The sequence below is a fragment of the Thalassotalea fonticola genome, assembly GCF_032911225.1.
Classification (GTDB): domain Bacteria; phylum Pseudomonadota; class Gammaproteobacteria; order Enterobacterales; family Alteromonadaceae; genus Thalassotalea_A; species Thalassotalea_A fonticola.
The window spans coordinates 2,271,839-2,290,337 of the sequence record NZ_CP136600.1 but is presented as its reverse complement, the minus strand read 5'-3'; the positions used below and the strand labels follow the sequence as shown (position 1 = coordinate 2,290,337).

At 36.5% G+C, this 18,499-nt stretch carries 12 protein-coding genes and 1 tRNA gene; 8 read left to right on the top strand and 5 right to left on the bottom strand.

Translation table 11 applies throughout. The features are described 5' to 3' along the window. Positions 1-168 precede the first annotated feature (168 nt). Positions 169-1,836: a formate--tetrahydrofolate ligase gene (locus RI844_RS09360; RefSeq protein ID WP_348398181.1), complete on the top strand. Its 1,668-nt coding sequence runs from the start codon at positions 169-171 to the stop codon at positions 1,834-1,836. A 198-nt stretch (positions 1,837-2,034) separates the two neighbouring features. On the opposite strand, the gene RI844_RS09355 is transcribed toward RI844_RS09360, so the two are convergent. Genes RI844_RS09355 through RI844_RS09345 form a run of 3 tightly spaced genes read right to left on the bottom strand, consistent with a single transcriptional unit; the run spans position 2,035 to position 5,295 of the window. Further along, positions 2,035-2,796: an MbnP family protein gene (locus tag RI844_RS09355; RefSeq protein WP_348398180.1), complete on the bottom strand. Its 762-nt coding sequence runs from the start codon at positions 2,794-2,796 to the stop codon at positions 2,035-2,037. Beyond that, entirely contained in the window at positions 2,789-3,925 is a 1,137-nt protein-coding gene (locus RI844_RS09350; protein WP_348398179.1) for a cytochrome-c peroxidase, read from the bottom strand. Before RI844_RS09350 ends, RI844_RS09355 begins: the two co-directional genes overlap by 8 nt. Positions 3,926-3,933: 8 nt before the next feature. Beyond that, positions 3,934-5,295 carry a hypothetical protein gene (locus RI844_RS09345; protein ID WP_348398178.1) on the bottom strand — a complete coding sequence of 454 codons (1,362 nt, stop codon included), beginning with the start codon at positions 5,293-5,295 and terminating at the stop codon, positions 3,934-3,936. Positions 5,296-6,198: 903 nt separating this feature from the next. Here RI844_RS09345 and RI844_RS09340 point away from each other — a divergent pair. The 3 genes from RI844_RS09340 (at position 6,199) to RI844_RS09330 (ending at position 9,534) form a co-directional block, all read left to right on the top strand. Next, positions 6,199-6,975, top strand: a complete 777-nt coding sequence (locus tag RI844_RS09340) for a S1 family peptidase (RefSeq protein ID WP_348398177.1) — start codon at positions 6,199-6,201, stop codon at positions 6,973-6,975. A gap of 397 nt (positions 6,976-7,372) precedes the next feature. After that, a complete protein-coding gene (locus tag RI844_RS09335; RefSeq protein WP_348398176.1) occupies positions 7,373-7,873 on the top strand; it encodes a DUF3016 domain-containing protein in 501 nt (166 codons plus the stop codon). Between the two features lie 425 nt (positions 7,874-8,298). Then, positions 8,299-9,534, top strand: a complete 1,236-nt coding sequence (locus RI844_RS09330; protein WP_348398175.1) for a site-specific integrase — start codon at positions 8,299-8,301, stop codon at positions 9,532-9,534. A gap of 21 nt (positions 9,535-9,555) precedes the next feature. Here the strand turns inward: RI844_RS09330 and RI844_RS09325 are convergent, their stop codons facing one another. Continuing rightward, a complete protein-coding gene (locus RI844_RS09325) occupies positions 9,556-10,185 on the bottom strand; it encodes a hypothetical protein (protein WP_348398174.1) in 630 nt (209 codons plus the stop codon). Between the two features lie 343 nt (positions 10,186-10,528). On the opposite strand from RI844_RS09325, the gene RI844_RS09320 reads away from it, so the two are divergent. The 4 genes from RI844_RS09320 to avs2 all read left to right on the top strand — a co-directional run bounded on the left by RI844_RS09320 (position 10,529) and on the right by avs2 (position 18,012). Then, positions 10,529-11,341: a restriction endonuclease gene (locus RI844_RS09320; protein WP_348398173.1), complete on the top strand. Its 813-nt coding sequence runs from the start codon at positions 10,529-10,531 to the stop codon at positions 11,339-11,341. Between the two features lie 269 nt (positions 11,342-11,610). Next, complete coding sequence (locus tag RI844_RS09315) at positions 11,611-11,841, top strand: helix-turn-helix transcriptional regulator (protein ID WP_348398172.1); 231 nt, start codon at positions 11,611-11,613, stop codon at positions 11,839-11,841. Next, on the top strand, positions 11,834-13,291 hold the full coding sequence (locus RI844_RS09310; protein WP_348398171.1) for a primase-helicase family protein: 1,458 nt from the start codon (positions 11,834-11,836) through the stop codon (positions 13,289-13,291). The genes RI844_RS09315 and RI844_RS09310 overlap by 8 nt, the downstream gene beginning before the upstream one ends. A gap of 239 nt (positions 13,292-13,530) precedes the next feature. Continuing rightward, a complete protein-coding gene (gene avs2, locus RI844_RS09305) occupies positions 13,531-18,012 on the top strand; it encodes an AVAST type 2 anti-phage system protein Avs2 (RefSeq protein WP_348398170.1) in 4,482 nt (1,493 codons plus the stop codon). A 394-nt stretch (positions 18,013-18,406) separates the two neighbouring features. On the opposite strand, the gene RI844_RS09300 is transcribed toward avs2, so the two are convergent. Next, positions 18,407-18,483 (bottom strand) — tRNA-Ile (locus RI844_RS09300). Positions 18,484-18,499 lie beyond the last annotated feature (16 nt).

The window sequence follows — 18,499 nt, the reverse complement described above, 5'->3', positions numbered from 1 at the left end:
GTAATTTATCTTTACCTGTTAATAGCTTACGATAATTCAAACACCTTTTTGCTAATCGTCTGGTTATATACTAAATTGGTATTAAATTATTTCGTGCCTTGTATTTTTTAGGGGAAGCTTATTGGCATCGATAATAATTCAACAAGAATTACTATTAAGGAATGAGTTATGCTTACCGATAATGAAATTGCCAAACAATGTCAGCCTAAAGATATAACAGAAATAACCCAATTGTTGAATATTGACAAGCAGTTTTTAATTCCCTTCGGTAGTGACATTACTAAAATTAATATCGATGCGCTAAAGCAAGAATCAAAACATAAGAACAGTAAGTTAATTTTAGTTTCAGCTACCACACCAACACCTGCTGGTGAAGGCAAAACCACAACCACCATTGGGCTTGGCCAAGCTTTCACCCAGTTAGGTGACTCAGTTTGTCTGGCATTGCGCGAGCCATCGTTAGGCCCTTGTATGGGGATGAAAGGTGGTGCCACAGGTGGTGGCTATTCACAGGTGTTGCCTGTAGAACGCATTAATCTTCATTTTACCGGCGATTTTCACGCCATAACCAGCGCCAATAATATGATCTCGGCCGCTATTGATAATAGTGTGTTTCATGGTAATTCACTTAATATCGATCCGCGTCAAATCGTCTGGCGCCGAGTCATGGACATGAATGACAGAAGCTTGAGAAAAATAGTACTTGGCCTTGGTGGCAAAATGCAGGGTATCCCAAGGGAAGGGGGCTTTGATATTACCGCTGCCTCTGAAATTATGGCGATACTCTGTTTAACAAAAAATTTCAAAGACTTAGAGAGGCGCTTAAATAATACTCTAATAGGTTACAGTTACTCTGATGAGCCGGTGTTTGTCAGAGCGCTAGGCATTACCGGTGCTCTATTGGCACTGTTAAGAGATGCACTGCACCCTAATTTGGTACAGACTCTGGAGGGTACTCCAACTTTTATTCACGGCGGTCCATTTGCCAATATCGCCCATGGTTGTAATAGTATCTTGGCGACAAAAATGGCGATGCATCATGCAGAGTGGGCAGTTACCGAAGCTGGATTTGGTTTTGATTTAGGTGCAGAGAAATTCTTTAATATAAAATGCCGAATCGCTGAACTTGACCCTGCGGCTGTGGTATTAGTGACCACAGTTAGAGCCTTGAAAATGCACGGTGGTATGGATAAACGCCATCTAACCACGGTAAATTTAGAATTTGTTGAACAAGGTTTAGAAAACCTAGATAAGCACATTGAAAGTGTTCAATTATTCAATAAAGAGCCAGTTGTTGCATTAAATCGCTTTGCCAATGATAGCGATGAAGAAATTGCTATTATCAAGAAACACGTTGAAGCAAAAGGCATTTTATTTGCCGAAAGTAATCACTTTGCCGAAGGTGGTAAAGGCTCTATCGAGTTAGCTGAAAAAGTTAAACTTGCCGCAGCTAAGTCGAAACCTTTTACACTTATGTATGAGTTGGAAGATTCAGTGTTTGATAAAATCAGCAAGGTGTGTCAGGCCTTGTATGGGGCGAAAGATATTGCTTTGACCAAAGAAGCGGAAAAAGATTTACATCATGTGCAGCATTTACAACTTGAGCATTTACCTATTTGTATTGCCAAAGCCCCAAGCTCTTTATCCGACGATCCGCTTTTACACGGTAGACCAAGAGATTTTCAGGTAACAGTGAGAAATATTCAAGTTAATTCAGGCGCAGGATTTTTAGTTGTGCTAACTGGTAATATCATGCGCATGCCAGGATTACCGAAAGAGCCCGCGGCAATCAAAATAAAGCTGTTGGAAAATGGTGAAATAACAGGGGTTAGTTAACATGGTGTGTGAATTCAACGTAAGATGAAATGCTGTTATAAACTACGGTCAATAAAATAACAGTGGATTGGGAGCATTGTCAAAGTGTTGGAGTCCCTTTAAATTGAACCGGGGACTGTCGACATCATCATTTAACTGTTTATAAAGGTCTTTAGCGTCGATGCTGTTTGCAATTACTTCTGTTGGACGGGATAAACTTTATTTATCTACCTTTTTCGGCCTAGATAACCCTGTGCTATCGGCAGATAAGGTTACCATTGAGGCATAGTTTTCAGCTATTAAGCGTGCATCTTTTCGATCAAATTTCACTGTTGGCAGCTCGACCATATTAATGGTCTCAGATGAATTGAACATGGCGAGTATATCAACATCAAAGTTGATGCGTGCTCCTTCAGGGGTTATTGGTTTAGGCAGTTGAAATTCCAGCGGTTTGTAATTTTCACTAAACCCCACATGGTAAACCAAAGGCTGTATTTTTTCTGCTTGTGCTAAAGTACCTTCAAACAGAATGAATTTGTAGCCAACCTCCCAACTCCAGGCCATCCGATTATTTGGATCTAAATCGCCTCTGGGCATGATTGAGGAGTTTGCACTTTCGTCTACACCGATTGAAATCATCACTTTAGAGTACTGATCGTAAGGCACATCATGAAATTCGATCAAATAACTCTTAGAAGCATTGTCAAAGCGAGCTAGATGATAACTATCAGTTAGCTGATAACGGTGAGTTTTACCCTGCAATTGGATATTGCTCAGGTACAGTTGTATGTTACGTATTTGAAATTGACCCTCGCCACCGGGGTTGGGATAAATTGTTTGGTTGAATTTAAGAGGCTTGTCACCAACTCGAGCCTGAAACTGCAAAGTGACAGTACCTGCTTGTTTTTGATTAACCAAATAAAACCAGCTGGCAACCGACACTACACAAATCAATAACAATGTAATCCAGATTTTATTCATTCTGCGCCTGCTCTGTTGGGAAAGGGTTAGAAAATTGCTCGTTACTGATAAAAGTATAGTCGGTAAGGGTGTGTAAAAAAGCGATAATAGCCAGTTTTTCATCTTCGTTTAGGTTCAAGCTGATCTGCATTTGTTCATCATCATTTAATTGGTTATTTGCCTCCATTATCAATGGACTTAAAGTAGCACTTATCTTGATCCCCTGATCGTAATGATCGAGTACTTGCTCGAGCGTTTCAAATCGACCGTCATGCATATAAGGCCCCGTTAATGCAATATTTCGTAATGTTGGTACTTTGAATTTACCCCTGTCAGTGTTCATTTTAGTAACCTTTTCAAGCCCGAGTTCAAGGTTGTTATCACTATCTAGGCCATTATTGGCGAAACCATCGAACTTGGCTTTAAAGCCACTGGTGAGAAACTGACTATGACAATCTATGCAATTACCTCCGCGCAAACTGGCCTTAACGTCTGGGTGTGCCATAAATAGTTTCCTGCCATGCTCTTCCTGCCCGGTAAGTGTTAACTCACCCCGTAAAAATTGATCGTATTTAGAATTGGAAGACACTAAAGTTCGTTCAAAACTGGCAATTGCGAAGGCGATATTTTGGGCGTTAATTTGGCCATAGGCCTGACGGAACAGGGTTAGGTAATACTCATCCGCTTTTAGCTCAGCAATCAACTCATCCAGATCTTGTGCCATTTCATCAGGATGCTGTATTGGGATCAGTGCCTGCTCTTCCAAAGATTGGGCACGACCATCCCAGAAAAAGTGCTGTGGTCCCCACAATGTATTAGCCAGGCTCATGCTGTTAAACGCTAACTTTCTTCCCGATACACCTACGGATTTAGCTTTGCCATCGGTAAAAGCCAAGCGTTGTAAATGGCAAGTGGCGCATGAAACCGTATTATTTCCAGACAAACGTTTGTCATAAAATAGTAGACGCCCTAGTGCGACACCTTCTTTGGACAATGGGTTTTCACTGGGAACCTTAAAGTGGCCGTAAACAAAAGGAGCGGTGAATGAAGACAGCGGTGTAGGGTTTACATCAGTTGCAGTAAAAAAGCTGTACGCCACTCCTAAAAGTGACAAACAGCTAATGGTGGCTATTAATACTGGCTTTGACATCTTACGTATTAGTGATGATGAGTAAAACCCGAGCCAAACAAGCCTTCGACATTGTCGATACCTTTTTTATAACGGGCTTTAAAATCTATTGTTGCCAGCCGTTCACTGGTAGCCAAGTCGTGCACACTGATGGTATGAGCATTGACCTTAGCAATAAAGTCAACATCGGTTGGGTCGTTATCTGCCCCGTTACCGAGGTTGAGCAAATTATTCTGCACAGCGATCACTTGCTTACCTGATTGGGTTGGATAGAAAATCATATGATGGGCACCAGGGTCGGCGGCAATATCGGGGCCTGAAGTGACTAGTTCTGGTAGGCTAGACAAATGGTATCGTTTGACTACACCAGGCAAAGCATGGCTGATAAATAGTTCAGACTCGTTGCCATAAAACTCTAACGGAACTCCTGTACCTTGCTCAACACCGTCATAAAGCTTTACCGGACTGCCAAAGGTTTTGTTGGCTTCATCATAGGGTATTTTCCATGTTTCAAAGCCAAACATAGTGTTAACCAGCACTGCCGGCTCGACGTCTTTTACAATATCAGGTCGAACAAATAATACCTCAACAGGAGATGATGGAAAACCAACTGGCTTAGCATCTTCCACCACAATATTTTGTATTGGCGTAAAAGTATTCAGATCAATAATAACTATGTTATTACCCACGCCCGTTGCCAAATCAGGGTGAACGGTAGAGGACACCACCATACGATCGCCATAGGCAGATATCCCATGTGGATACATAATAAAGGGTTCACCTTCTCCAACCTGACTTTTTCGAGCTTCAATTATTTTGATTATGGCATTGCTTTGAGGATCAAAAACACCAATGGAACCGCCATCGGCTTGATCAACACCAGTTCCGCCCATAAACGTTACGAACATGTATTGAGTGCCATTTACCGAGTGCCACATAATATCTTCACCAACTTGTTGGCCATTGGTATCGAGACAATCAACGCCCTTGATAATAGGAGAACCAGTAGCATCCCGAACTAGCCCAATTTCCGCAAGACTGCATAAAGGGTCAAGTGAGGTTGCATACAAACGACCTATTGGGCTGTAATAGAGGTGATGTAATGGGGCATTGCTATTGATATCAGGAGTCTCGAACTCACTGAGGATTTCTCCGAAATTGTCAGATTCTGGATCTAATTCAACGATAGCGACACTGCTTACTGTGTTTAGTGTTGGCAGACCACGTAATAACACAACGGCTTTAGTCTGTTCACTTGTAACTTCTTGCTTAACCTCTGCTTCTTTGGCTGGCTCGTTAGTTTTGCTTTCCTTAACCTCAGGGGAGCACGCTAACAGACCAACAACTAGGCACACGGAAAGTATAATATTGTTTGTTACCTTGTTCATCATAACACTCCAATTGACCTTCGATTGATAGTAATAGTTTAGTAGTAGATTGCTAAATGTCTATTAAGAGAATGTATGAGTATATTTACGAAGATAATTGGATGAGTTTTGCTAAATGTGAAGAACTATTCAAACCCTATTTTTGAACTAGTAAAATATAAATAAAGGTGCTCGAAATTGAACGGTATAGTGTTGTTGATTATTGATCAGTATGTACTACCTGCGCAGCAACCTATTGAATCTATACTGTGATTTTTTAATATCCAAAATACTTACCCCTTCTTTTTTAAGCTCATTGAGAAAATGACCGTAAAGTTTTTTTGCTATAGGCTTATTCTTAACTTTAATTGTTGAAAACAATTCAATTGTTACCTCGTTAAACATAGATTGAGTGCTATTTCGATGCTTAATAGCAAAATCTAGGCAACTTTTAGGTTCAACATTAATAATCTTTGCAACTTTATAAAGAGTGTTCTTATGATTTTTATTTATCGAAAAGTAAAAAGGCATAAATATTCCTGACATATTGTTGTTAAATAAAGTATAGCTCAAAACATAAAAATGTTATTTGACCCTGAGAACGCTGTAATTGGAATGGTTGACCACTACAGTTTGTGGGCCTTCATATAAGATACCCAGAGTGGCGCAATAGGGGGGAGAGCGGTTTGAAATTTAATTAAGCCCAAGTTGATTAGCTAAATATATATACTACAATTTTTCTTTACAGTTTAATGCAAACCCTCAAGTGTCCTGCAGTCCTTGAAACGAAATACTTAAAAACTGTGGTGGGTGTAAGGATACTACCTTGTATTTTTGTATCCTGATGGTAACTATTGAACCGGATGGTTATCTGTAAACACATGATTATTGGAATTAAAAAAGGACAAATTCATGATTAAAAAATATATGGGTTATCTAACCATTTTAATATTGTTGTTCATAAAAAGTTCATTTGCCGTTACTGATGGTGAATTCGATGGCGATTCACACCCTCATGTTGGCTTGCTAATTTTTGACGTAGATGGCGCGCCCGCTTGGCGATGTTCAGGTACGTTGCTGTCATCAACTGTAATGCTGACAGCTGGACATTGTACTTCTGGAGCAACTGGAGGGAGAGTTTGGTTCGAAAATAATGAAGCGGAAATTCGTGCAGATGGTTATCCATTTTCAGGTGAAACTTCTGTTGAATTCGACTCGATTCATACATCTCCAGATTATAACCCTGAAGCATTTTTCTTAAATGATCTGGGTATCGTCATTTTAAGCACTCCTGTGATATTAGCAGAATATGCGACTTTACCGAATGCAGACGCACTTAATGCTTTAGCAAAACGAAGGGGTAAAAAAAATCAGACATTTACCGCTGTAGGGTATGGTTTACAAAAGATTAACCCTGTTTTTGTCGAAGCTAACTTAAACCGGATGTTTGCAACGCCACGTCTCATTCAGATTAATTCACCAGGTTTTACCGGTAATTTTTCAATGCTACTTTCTAATAATCATTCAACCGGAGGCACATGTTTTGGTGATTCTGGTGGACCCAACTTTATGGGGGATAGCAATGTAGTTGGCGGTGTCACTTCTTTTGGTATCAATGGTAATTGTGCTGGTACTGGAGGTGTGTATAGGATGGATCGTGCGCATGACATAGAATGGATCAATTTAACATTCTTAGCTCCGTAGTAATTAAGGTCTACTTATGAACTTACCAAGTAAGTTTAATTTTAAAATGGACAATTATGCAAGGATGTGTTGATAAAAATGGTGGCCGTTTCCTGACTTGAACAGAGAAACTGCCGATTATAAGGCCAAAGGAGTGGCCTTTTTTATGTGCCCTAACAATAAAAAAATAACTATTTTTTTTCCCTCTCAAAATGTGAATCCGATCCTTTATCGAACATCACTGCTGCTCGAACGAGCTCAAACGTGAATCTTTGAGGTGATGACCTCTTCGGTCTCTGGTGAATGGAGGAAAGCGAATTCAGTGAAAACCTGCAAAAAGTGAAAACCCGAAAATTTGCCTAACTATGTACTCCTGAAATATTGGGTACTAATATTATATCTATATAGGAGTAATATTATGAAAAAACTATTAACACTAATACTAACTATGTTACTAGCATCGTGCTCAAGCACTATTGAAAAACCAGAAACAGTCTCAGCTACTGATGGATTAGCGACAGTAACATTGATTAATCCTCGTGATTTTAGTGACATAGACACAGGTAACTCTGGTATACAGTCTGATTTCGAGCAGAGTGTAGCTAATAAGTTGGCTGAGGCATTAGCTGACCACTTTAAAGAAGCTGATGTAACTATAGATATTACTTTCACTGATATTGATTTAGCAGGTGAGACTAGGTACAACATGCAGGAAATACGTGTGCTGAAGGATTTATATATCCCGCGCATGTCGTTCGAGTATGTAATCAAAGATGCAGCAGGTAACGTTATGCTAGCTGATAAAGTTGATATTAAAGATATGAGCTATCTATCCAATAGCCTGTTTGGTAGAGAAGCTAATAGCTTGATAGGGTACGACAAACGTATGCTAATAGAGTATTTTGAGAAGGTATTATAATAAATTAACTAAACATAGGTTATGTATTGAATAGTATTTAAGAGTGATTGATAAATAAAATTATCATTAATACAATTATCAGGCTGAATGAACTTAAATTTTAATTGTAGGGAGAATCAAACGACACTACAAAGTCTGTTTTATATGTATTGTTATTGGGGATTCTCGTGGAAGTCTGTTTGTAAAGAAAATGGTTGCCCTCCCTGACTTGAACAGGGGACCTGCCGATTACGAGGGTGATTTTTCAGTGTTTTTTGGTGAATTTCAATGAACAATCATAAACTTTGAATCTAAATAAATCCTTTTAAATACAACCGACTATGTTCATTGTTTTGTTTTTTGTTGTTTATGATTGTATTTTGTACCACAATCGGTTTGCTACAATTTTGCTACAAATAATATAAATACTACTCAAGGGACTAAAAATGACGAAGCGCCTAAAAATAACGAATTCCAGTATCAAGGCCCTACAAGTTGAAGATGGAAGGGTCAATGATACAGAACTATCAGGATTTCATGCTCGTATAAGCCCAAAGGGTAGAATTACCTATTATTTGTTCTACCGTATCAAAGGAAAACAGGTTAATTTTAAAATAGGTACTCACCCTGAAATCACACCAACACAAGCAAGAGACCTAGCCAAAATTAAACTTGGCGAAGTTGCTCATGGTATTGATGTTCAAGAAGTTAAAAAAGAAGCTAAACGTCAAACTATAATAGCGAAACAAGCAAAATTAAATTCATACCTTGAGCAAAGATATCTACCTTGGTTAGAAACTCGCAACCCTAAAACTTCTGACAAAATCATCAAAGAAATTAAGAGAGCATTTCCTAATTACTTGGAAAAACAGCTTTCTCAAATTCATGCTTGGGATATTGAAAAATGGCGCATTGAAAAGAAAAAATCAGGCATGAGCCTTTCAACCATAAATGGCTATGTTAATACATTAAAGGGAGCATTAAGCAGAGCTGTTGAGTGGAATATTATTGAAAGCCATGATCTGAATAAAGTTAAATCTTTTAAAGTAGATAATGCAGTTGTTCGTTACCTAACAGATGTAGAAGAAAAAGCACTCAGAGATGCTTTAAAAGAGCGTGATAAAAGAATTAAGGTAGAACGTGAGAATGGCAATTTGTTCAGACAACAAAGGCATTATCCATTATTACCTGAGCTGAGAAATTTTAACTATTGTGATTATTTAGAACCACTTGTTTTACTAGCTATGAATACAGGTATGAGAAGAGGGGAGTTGCTATCACTTGAGTGGATGAATGTAGATCTAGAACAGAAGTATTTAACGGTAATTGCTGGCAATTCTAAATCGGGCAAAGGTCGCCATATTCCATTAAACAATGAAGCACTAGTAGCTTTAAATAATTGGCAGTTCGACACAACTAATCAAGGATATGTTTTCAACGGTGCGGAAGGTAAACCTTTAACCGATATTAAAAAACCTTGGTCTAATCTTTTAAAACAAGCTGAAATTAATGATTTTAGATTTCATGACTTACGTCATCACTTTGCTAGTAAATTAGTAATGGCTGGTGTTGATTTAAATACAGTTAGAGAATTAATGGGCCATAGCGATTTAAAAATGACATTACGCTACGCCCATCTTGCTCCAGAACATAAAGCTGCCGCGGTTAACCTAATTGGCTAAATTGTCGACTTGAGCTCCTTATTAGCTATCAGAGTTAAGTCTAGCTAAACTACTATTTATGGTTGGAATAGCATGAACCACCGAATCTAAAAATTGAGGGATAGCAGTTGAGATACTAGACGCCATTTCAATTGCAACATCTGGTGCATAAAAAGCTCCTGATGCAAAGTTCCCCAATAAGCCCATTGCTAAAATAAACCAATCTTTTCGCCCCAAATATTCTAATGAATTTTTAACATATGCTACATGTTCAGATAAATCGTCTTTTATTTCTTGAGTTAGCTCTGAGTTATGCTTAATTTCCTCCTCCATGCTTTCTAACTTCTGCCTGATAATCTCTTTCTCTTGTTCGGGGAAAGGGGAATTATCGACCCCCTTCATAAATTTAATATTTGGTGATATTGGAGTGTTTTTGACTTTTACTGATACTTCAAAAGTGTCCACACGAGTCAATTTTATTTCTTTTACTCCATAATTTGGCACATTAATCACAAAGGGCTGATTGATTTTTAATTTTTTTTCAATGTGAATGTTTGGAGAGGCACTGAAAGACAGTGTTGACAATTTTGAGGTGCTATCAGAATCTATTCTAGCTATATCTAAGCCATGTTCTTCAAATTCGACAACTTCTTCTCTTATGGTTTCATTCATAATTTAATTCTTATAGTTAAAAGTTTGATGTTGACAGTTATCATTTTTTTGGGGTTAAACTTCAATGAGTTAGCTAAACTAATTATTTAATCGAAGGTTAAAGTCGGTTAAAACTCGCCTTCACGCATTTATATTAACACAGCGAAAATTCGATATTTTTATTACTAGCCAACGGCAGTTAATTGGTCTTGTCTGACGTTAGCATAGATAAATAATAGTGTCAGTAATTTAGTAACTGGAAGTCAGCAATTTTACCTATAAACCAAAGTGTTAGAATGCTTTTAATTACTTTTTATGAAATACTATGTGAAAAATTTAATCAATATATAGTAAAGGATTTATCATGGCCAAAAGGAACGGCTCAATATTAGATTTACTATTCACTTTACCTTGGTGGGTAAACGGTCCATTAAGCCTTATTGTTTATGAGCTTCTAAAGGATGGACTACCCAGAAGTTATTTTGAATCACCAATTAGTGCAAGTTTGGCAAATGCACTATCAACTTTTGCTGCTCCAATTGCGAGCTTAATTGCTTTTATAGCACTTATAGATTTAATTAAATCACTTCATAAGAAATCATTAATACCGAGAATGTCGGGCAAGGGTGCATTTGGCTTTTTAAATGCTTTTGAGTCACAAACTGATCCATTAAAAAGTATCACATGGCGAGAGTTTGAAATGCTTGTTGGTGAAGTTTATAAAAGTCTTGGTTATAAGGTATTTGAAACTAAAGGTGGTGCTGATGGTGGCATTGACCTTATATTAAAACGCAATGGTGAAAAAGCTATAGTTCAATGTAAGCAGTGGCGAACACAAAAAATAGGCGTTAAAACAGTTCGTGAATTATACGGTGTAATGGTTGCTGAAAATGCGGATAGAGCAATAGTTATGTGTTCAGGTACTTATACTGGTGAAGCTTATGTTTTTGCCAAAGGAAAACCACTTGAATTGATAGGTGGAACCCAGCTAAAAGGCATGATTGATTCAGTATCAACTAATAGGCCTATTGATACTCAGCCAAAGCTAAATGAAAAAAGCTGCGTTAGTTGTGGTAATAAAATGTTGGTTAGAACCGCTAAGAAAGGTCCTAATGCGGGGAATAAGTTTTGGGGATGTAGTGCATTCCCAAGATGTAGAAAAACTCAAGAGTACTAACTTAAGGCTGTTAGTGCCATTTTTATAATTAGTTTGACTAATACTCTATAACTTAAATGGCGCATCAATTTCAATTGATGCATGATTTCTTATATTTAAACTCTTATTTTCTTTTAATAAATTCCGTTAACGCATCAAGGCGCTTTAAGGCGCAATTATCTGACTTTTTCGCCCTAGATTGTTTACCTTTGTTCATGAAAAACGCGTTGGTATAGCAGTGATGCCTAACCAACATTAATAAACTTACATGAACAATGAGGAAAATCGTTATGACCGTTGTGAAACGTGCAATGACAGAACAAGAAACAGCAGAATATATTAACATGAGTCGGTCTTTCTTACGCCAATCGCGTATGGAAGGAAATAGAGAAAATAGAACACCTGCACCACCATTTATTAAAATAGGGCGCGCTGTACGTTATCTTAAAGAAGATTTAGACATTTGGTTAAACAGCTTTATAAAACAAAGTCATTTGTTAGAAGGAGTTAACCATGGATAACTTTATTAATGATGAGTATTCGCCTTCATTCGAACATGAAGCGGTAACGCCTTTAAGCGAAACAAACCAGAGTGAACCGTTATGGGATAATTACCCGTTAACGCATCAAGGCGCGTTGATGCGCAATACACCCGTAACGGAAAATAACCAAAACCAAAGCAATTATAACTTTATTAACGATAAGCCCTTATCGGCTAATGACCTTCAACGGCTAGAAGCATTAAACATGGAATACACACACGTTACTGTGGGTAGTAAACATAAAATTGTTTCTAAGAAACATTGCCCCGTTGATGGTAAATCTATTGCATTTGAAAGCCTTCTTGAGTTTAAAAGCTACTTTTTGCATGAGCCAAAAGTTGTCGGTTTTAATTTAGGTGAGGCTTGGTTAAGTTGGCCAGGTAAAAACTTTAAACCAGGAGGTGTTAGTTTTTACCCAAACCCAAGTAAATGCCCTGACACTGTTTTTAACTTTTTTGAGGGCTTTGCCTTAAAGCCCAAAGAAGGCGATGTTAAACCGTTTATTACTCACATTAAAAAGGTAATTTGTAACGGTGATGAAAAAGCATCTAATTACGTTATTGGATTTTTGGCACATATGGTCCAAGAGCCTGATGATAAGCCAAGTGTAGCGGTGATAATGAAGTCGGTTGAAGGAACAGGTAAAGGTACTTTGTTTGAACCAATAAAGCGAATATTGGGTAATTTAGCTGTACAGGTTAATGGTGCCTATCAATTAACAGGTAGGTTTAACTCAGTAAGTGCAAATAAGCTGTTAGTTTTTGCTGATGAAGTCAATCTTACTGATCCCAGAACAGCTGATAAGCTTAAAGGGCTAATTAGTGAGCCAAGGTTAAGTCTTGAAAGAAAAGGTTTAGATGTTATTCAGGTGCCTAACTATTGCCGTTTTTTCTTTGCCAGTAATCATGACAATGTCATAAGCGCTGGTAGTAGGGAACGTCGGTATATTGTTTTAGAACCATCAGCAGAATACGCTCAAAACATACCTTATTTTAAAAAACTTTGGCAATGGATTGATAATGACGGAGCTGAATACTTACTTCATTATCTAATGAACTATGATATTAGTGATTTTAACCCTAGAAAGGCACCAATGACCCAAGCATTGCTAGATGAAAAGTTAGCAAGCCTATCACCTTACCAAGAGTTTTTAATTAATGAACTATTAAGTGATAAACCCTTTGATGGTCAGCGGCGGATAAGTACACAAGATATGATAAGGAATTGCAGGCACTGGCTTGATAGCAATCACCATCAATTGTCAGAACCTAGAGTTAGAAGTGGTCTTGGCAAATTGTTAAGTCGGTTGGGAATTAAACCGATTGGTAAAAGTGGCAGGAATGCTTATTACGAATTACCAGAAAAAATCGATTTTCAACGAAAGTTTGCCAATGCTTTAGGCCATAAACTAGAGGAAATATTTGATTAGACCTTTGTTACCTATCCCACCTAGTACAGATTGTTATAGGTGGGATAGGTTGATTAGGTATTTAACAACTTGGAGTTCTGTAAATAACTGTACTAAAGACTGAAGGAGAAGAAGGTATTCTTCATAATTTTTATTGATAACTAGATTGTTTCTGAGACTTTCTCATATCTTTTTTAATATAAAAAAATTACAATAAAAATAAAATTAACTTAATAAAAACAGATAGAAAGCGAAAAACAATGGAACCTGTTACGATTTCAGTGATATCAACATATGTAGCCATGAAAATGGTAGACCAATTTTTAGCAGATCAAGGTTATGGAAGTCTTAAAAAATTATTTTTTCCTAAAAAAGAATACCGTTCTCTACTATTTACACTTATAGAAGAAGTGATTGCTGAACATCAAAAGAAATATTCTTATGATGAGTCCACGGGGCAATTTCCGTTCTACCACTCGCAAGTTCTTTTTACATACTTAAATCAACATATACTGTTTAAATCAGAAAGATCGGTAGATGATTTACAATTAGAGTTTAAAAAAAATCCCAATATTTTGCCTCCAAATAAAAATGAATTAATTGATTTTTATCGAAGTTTTTATACAAAAATAAGCAATTCAAAAGAGTTAAAAAGACTACATATTGAAGAAAACTATAAAGATAAGATATTTGAAATTGGTGATTCACTTTTTAAAATCAGATTGTTATTAGAGTCGATTGATAATAAGTTAACATTTTCTTTAGATTCAAATTGGTTGGATCAAAAATCTAGATCTGCAATATCTGATTTAGGAAAAAGGTACACTCCTGAACTTAATTTTAAGCTAGATGTAGCCCAAATTTTTGAAGGGATTGGCAGAACTGAAATATTTTCAAAATGGGTATTTGAACACTTTGATATAGTTCTTATAAAAGGTAATAAGCTTAGAGTTGACGAAAGTCTAAAGCTTTATATTGAACCGATTAAAGATAGCCTTAAAAACCTTCGTGAGCTATTTGAGCTTACCGATTTTACTAGTCACATCAATATTCCTATTGAGCAGTTTCAAGAGCTATTGAATCATTGCTGTTCTACAGTGAGTGAAGTAGAAGATTATCTTTGGAATTTAAGAAGTAAATGTGAAGAAGATAAAGACTTAGACAAATTCGATAACAAATTTTCATCATCGCTTCGTGAACTGAGAGAGTTTCGGTATGAATGCTCTTCTTTCATAAATTTTCTAAATTCTACTGCGGTTAAATTAGCCAACAACCCATACTTATTACTTGAAGGTGAAGCGGGCATAGGAAAGTCACACCTATTAGCTGACATAGTAAATACTAGATTAGAAAATGATATTGGAACGGTGTTTATACTAGGACAGCAACTTGTAACTAATGAAGCTCCGTGGGGACAAATATTTAAACTTTTACAATTAAACAGTACTTCAGAAGACTTTCTGAGAAAACTTAACTTATATGGAAAAGAAAGTGAAAAAAGAGTCATTATATTTGTAGATGCTATAAATGAAGGTAAAGGTAACCAATTTTGGTCTAATTTCATCAATAGTTTTATTGATGAAATTAAACAATATGAGTGGCTAGGGTTAGTTTTATCTATTCGATCAACATATAAAGAGTTAACACTCTTACCTGAGCAAATAACCCGCAATGATTTTATAGAGTATAAACACCTAGGGTTTCAGAATGTTGAGTATGATGCTGTTAATTTATTTTTTGACAATTATAAAATTGCAAGACCCGTAGTGCCTTTATTAAACCCCGAATTTAAAAACCCGCTTTTCTTAAAGCTTTTTTGTGAAGGGATAAATAATAGAGGGTTAAAAGAAATTCCTACAGGGCTCAAGGGAATATCTTCCATTCTAGAGTTCTATATCAATAGCGTAAATCTAAAACTTTCTTCTGAAAGTGTTTATGGCTATAGCAGTAGTGTGAATTTGGTAAAACTCTCAATCGATGCACTCATAAAGCATAAGTCAGACTATCAAGATAAGTATTTACCTTACTTGAAAGCTTTTCAAATAATTGAGGATACTGTTAGTCCTTACCTTAATAAGAAAGGTTTTATTGATGACCTGATAAAAGAGGGGGTTTTATCTAAAAGCCCGTTTTGGAATGAGCATAATGAAGGTATAGATTGTATTTATCTAGCATTTGAACGCTTTGATGATCATTTAACTGCAAGCTTTCTTTTGGAAACTGTTTCGGACATAGAATATGAATTCTCCGATCAAGGAAAACTGTACGAATATGTTGAAAGTGTTCATACACTCAATTTAAACCAAGGCCTTATAGAGGCTTTAGCTATACAAGTACCCGAAAAATTTGATCGAGAGTTATATGAATTGCTACCTCAGTATGAAAAAAATCGTTCATTTATTGAAGCATTCATCAGAAGTCTAGTTTGGCGTAAAATTGAAACGATAGATCATCAAAAAATAAAGCCATACCTTGTAAATAGTGTATTTAAATACCAAGGTGCTTATGACTTTTTTTTCGAAACTATAGTTTCATTAAGTGCGGCTGACGGACACCCTTATAACGCTAATTTTTTACATAAGATTCTAAAAAATAAAACATTACCAGATAGAGATAAACTATGGACTATTTTATTAAGAGATAAATACAGTGAAGAATCATCATTTCGCTACTTAATTGATTGGGCGTGGAGTGACAATGATAAGTCTCACATATCAAATGACTCAATAAAACTTGCTTCAATAACTTTGGTTTGGTTTTTAACTTCATCGAATAGGGAATTAAGGGACTGCACTACGAAGGCATTAGTTAAATTACTTGAAAATAGAATTGATGTTTTAATTGAGCTAATAGAAGAGTTTGATAATGTTGATGATCCTTTCGTTATAGAGAGGATATACGCTATAGCATATGGGTGCGCTTTGAGGACTAAACAAGTTAATAGCTTGAAGGTTTTAGCTCATACTGTATATGAAACTATTTTCAACAAAGAAGAAGTATATCCCCATATATTACTTCGTGACTATGCTAGAGGTATTATTGAATATACCGTATATCTTGGTAATGATTTAAATATTGACATCAATAAAACTATAGCACCATACAATAGCTCATGGCCTAATTGTATACCTTCAGAAGCTGATCTAAAAAGTAAATATGATAAAGATAGTTATTCACATCTTTGGAGTTCAGTGATGAGTTATGGTGATTTTGCTAGGTATACAATTGGAACCAATCATAACCGTTCCGACTGGTCTGGTTGCAAAATAGGCGAAGTTCCAATAAACCGTAAGAAAATATATGAAGAATTTCTCACTACACTTTCATCAAGTAAAAGAAAATTATTTGATGCTTTAGACCCTATAATTACTGAAGGTAGTGAAAAAAAGCTTAAAGCTAGTAATTTTAAAATAAATTATGGTGTAGTGGTTGGCCGAAAAAAAGAAGAGGAACTAAAGGCTAATAATGTTGTTTTTAAATCTTCACTTGAAAATGAAGAGCTTAAATACTTTGAAACTGAAATTGAACCTTACTTGGATCACAATCATAAATTGAATGATACTGATAGTCATTTTGACTTGAGAATTGCCCAACGCTTTATTTTTGAACGTGTAATAGATTTAGGCTGGAGCCCAGAAAAACATCTAGATTTTGATAAGTCTGTAGGAACAGGTAGAGGTCGTAATGAATCGAATCAAGAGCGTATAGGTAAAAAGTATCAATGGATAGCCTATTACGAATTTATGGCTAGACTAGCAGATAATTTCATTCGCTATGAAGGTTACGGGGATGAACGAAAAGAAAACCCTTACATAGGCCCATGGGATCCATATGTCAGGGATATAGATCCAACAATCCTGATTCAAAAAACAGGAATTAAAAAATTAAAGCAAAGTAATTGTTGGTGGGCTAGCAAAGAAGTCTTCGATTGGAATTGTTCTTTTGATGAATGGGTAAGTGATCATAAAACCTTAGACAAGCCAGAAGAACTAATGGAAGTTGTTGATTCTACTGGTGAGGAATGGCTTGTGTTACAAAGTTATCCTGCTTGGAAAGAACCTAAGAAAATTGGAAACGAAGAATGGGCTTACCCGAGAAAGGAAGTATGGTGTCATGTTCTAAGTTATTTGGTAAAAGAAGATGATTATGACGAATTTATAAAGTGGGTAAGTAGTCAACACTTCATGGGGCGATGGATGCCAGAAGGAAGTGATCGGTACCAATTATTTGATCGTGAATTTTGTTGGTCTCAAGCTTTTAGGTGTTTTCAGTCAGATTACTATGGGGGTAGTGAATGGGTAGACGTTCATGATAAAGACTCTCGGGAATTTATTGCACAAGTAAGCGTGAACTCTATAAATTATCACTGGGAAGAAGAGTTCGATCGTTCAAAGGTAGAAACTTTGAGCTTCTTAAAACCAAGTTCAATGATTATAGACAAGATGAACTTAGTTCCAGGAGATGAAGTAGGGAGCCTGATTGATGAAAGTGGGGAAAAGATTTGCTTTGCAGCTGAAGCTGTTTATGCCACGAAGGCTCACCTTCTTATTAAAAAGGGGGCTTTTATAAAATTCCTAGAAGATAACAAGCTAAAAGTAGTTTGGACCTTACTTGGCGAAAAGGGGGTTATAGGTGGGGGGATAAGCTCTGCTAAGACTTACAGTAGAGTTGAGTTTAGTGGAGCATTTCACTTAGAAAGCGGAAGGGTAATAGGTAAGAATAAAATATATAATAATAGATGATTACTCTTCAACCTTTGAGTAAGGTTTAGATTTTCGTTAATTTTAAAATAGATGATACAGTGAGGAATTAATTACTCTAGATGACTACATACCGTCTACATTGGAAAGGCACCACTACTGGGTAGCACTTTCTTAAAAGCTTGTGGTTGATTTGAATTATAATAAGCTGTTGGCGAACTTTAGTTTCTATAATAGCTTATAGTTTGATTTATCAATTTATTAAACCTGAACCCATCTGCTCTTTATTCTCTAAAAATTATTCAGATCTAAACATATTTGAGTTGTTCTAAATTTCTTAAAAAAATTGAGGATGAACATGCTATATATTTGCTATAAAAATATATTTTACGGTTGATTTGTTAGTGTGTACTTACGAGGAAAGTGTTGTTCTAGGTGGTGGCCCCTCCCTGACTTGAACAGGGGACCTGCCGATTATGAGTCGGATGCTCTAACCAACTGAGCTAAGGGGCCATCTAGATGTGCTGCT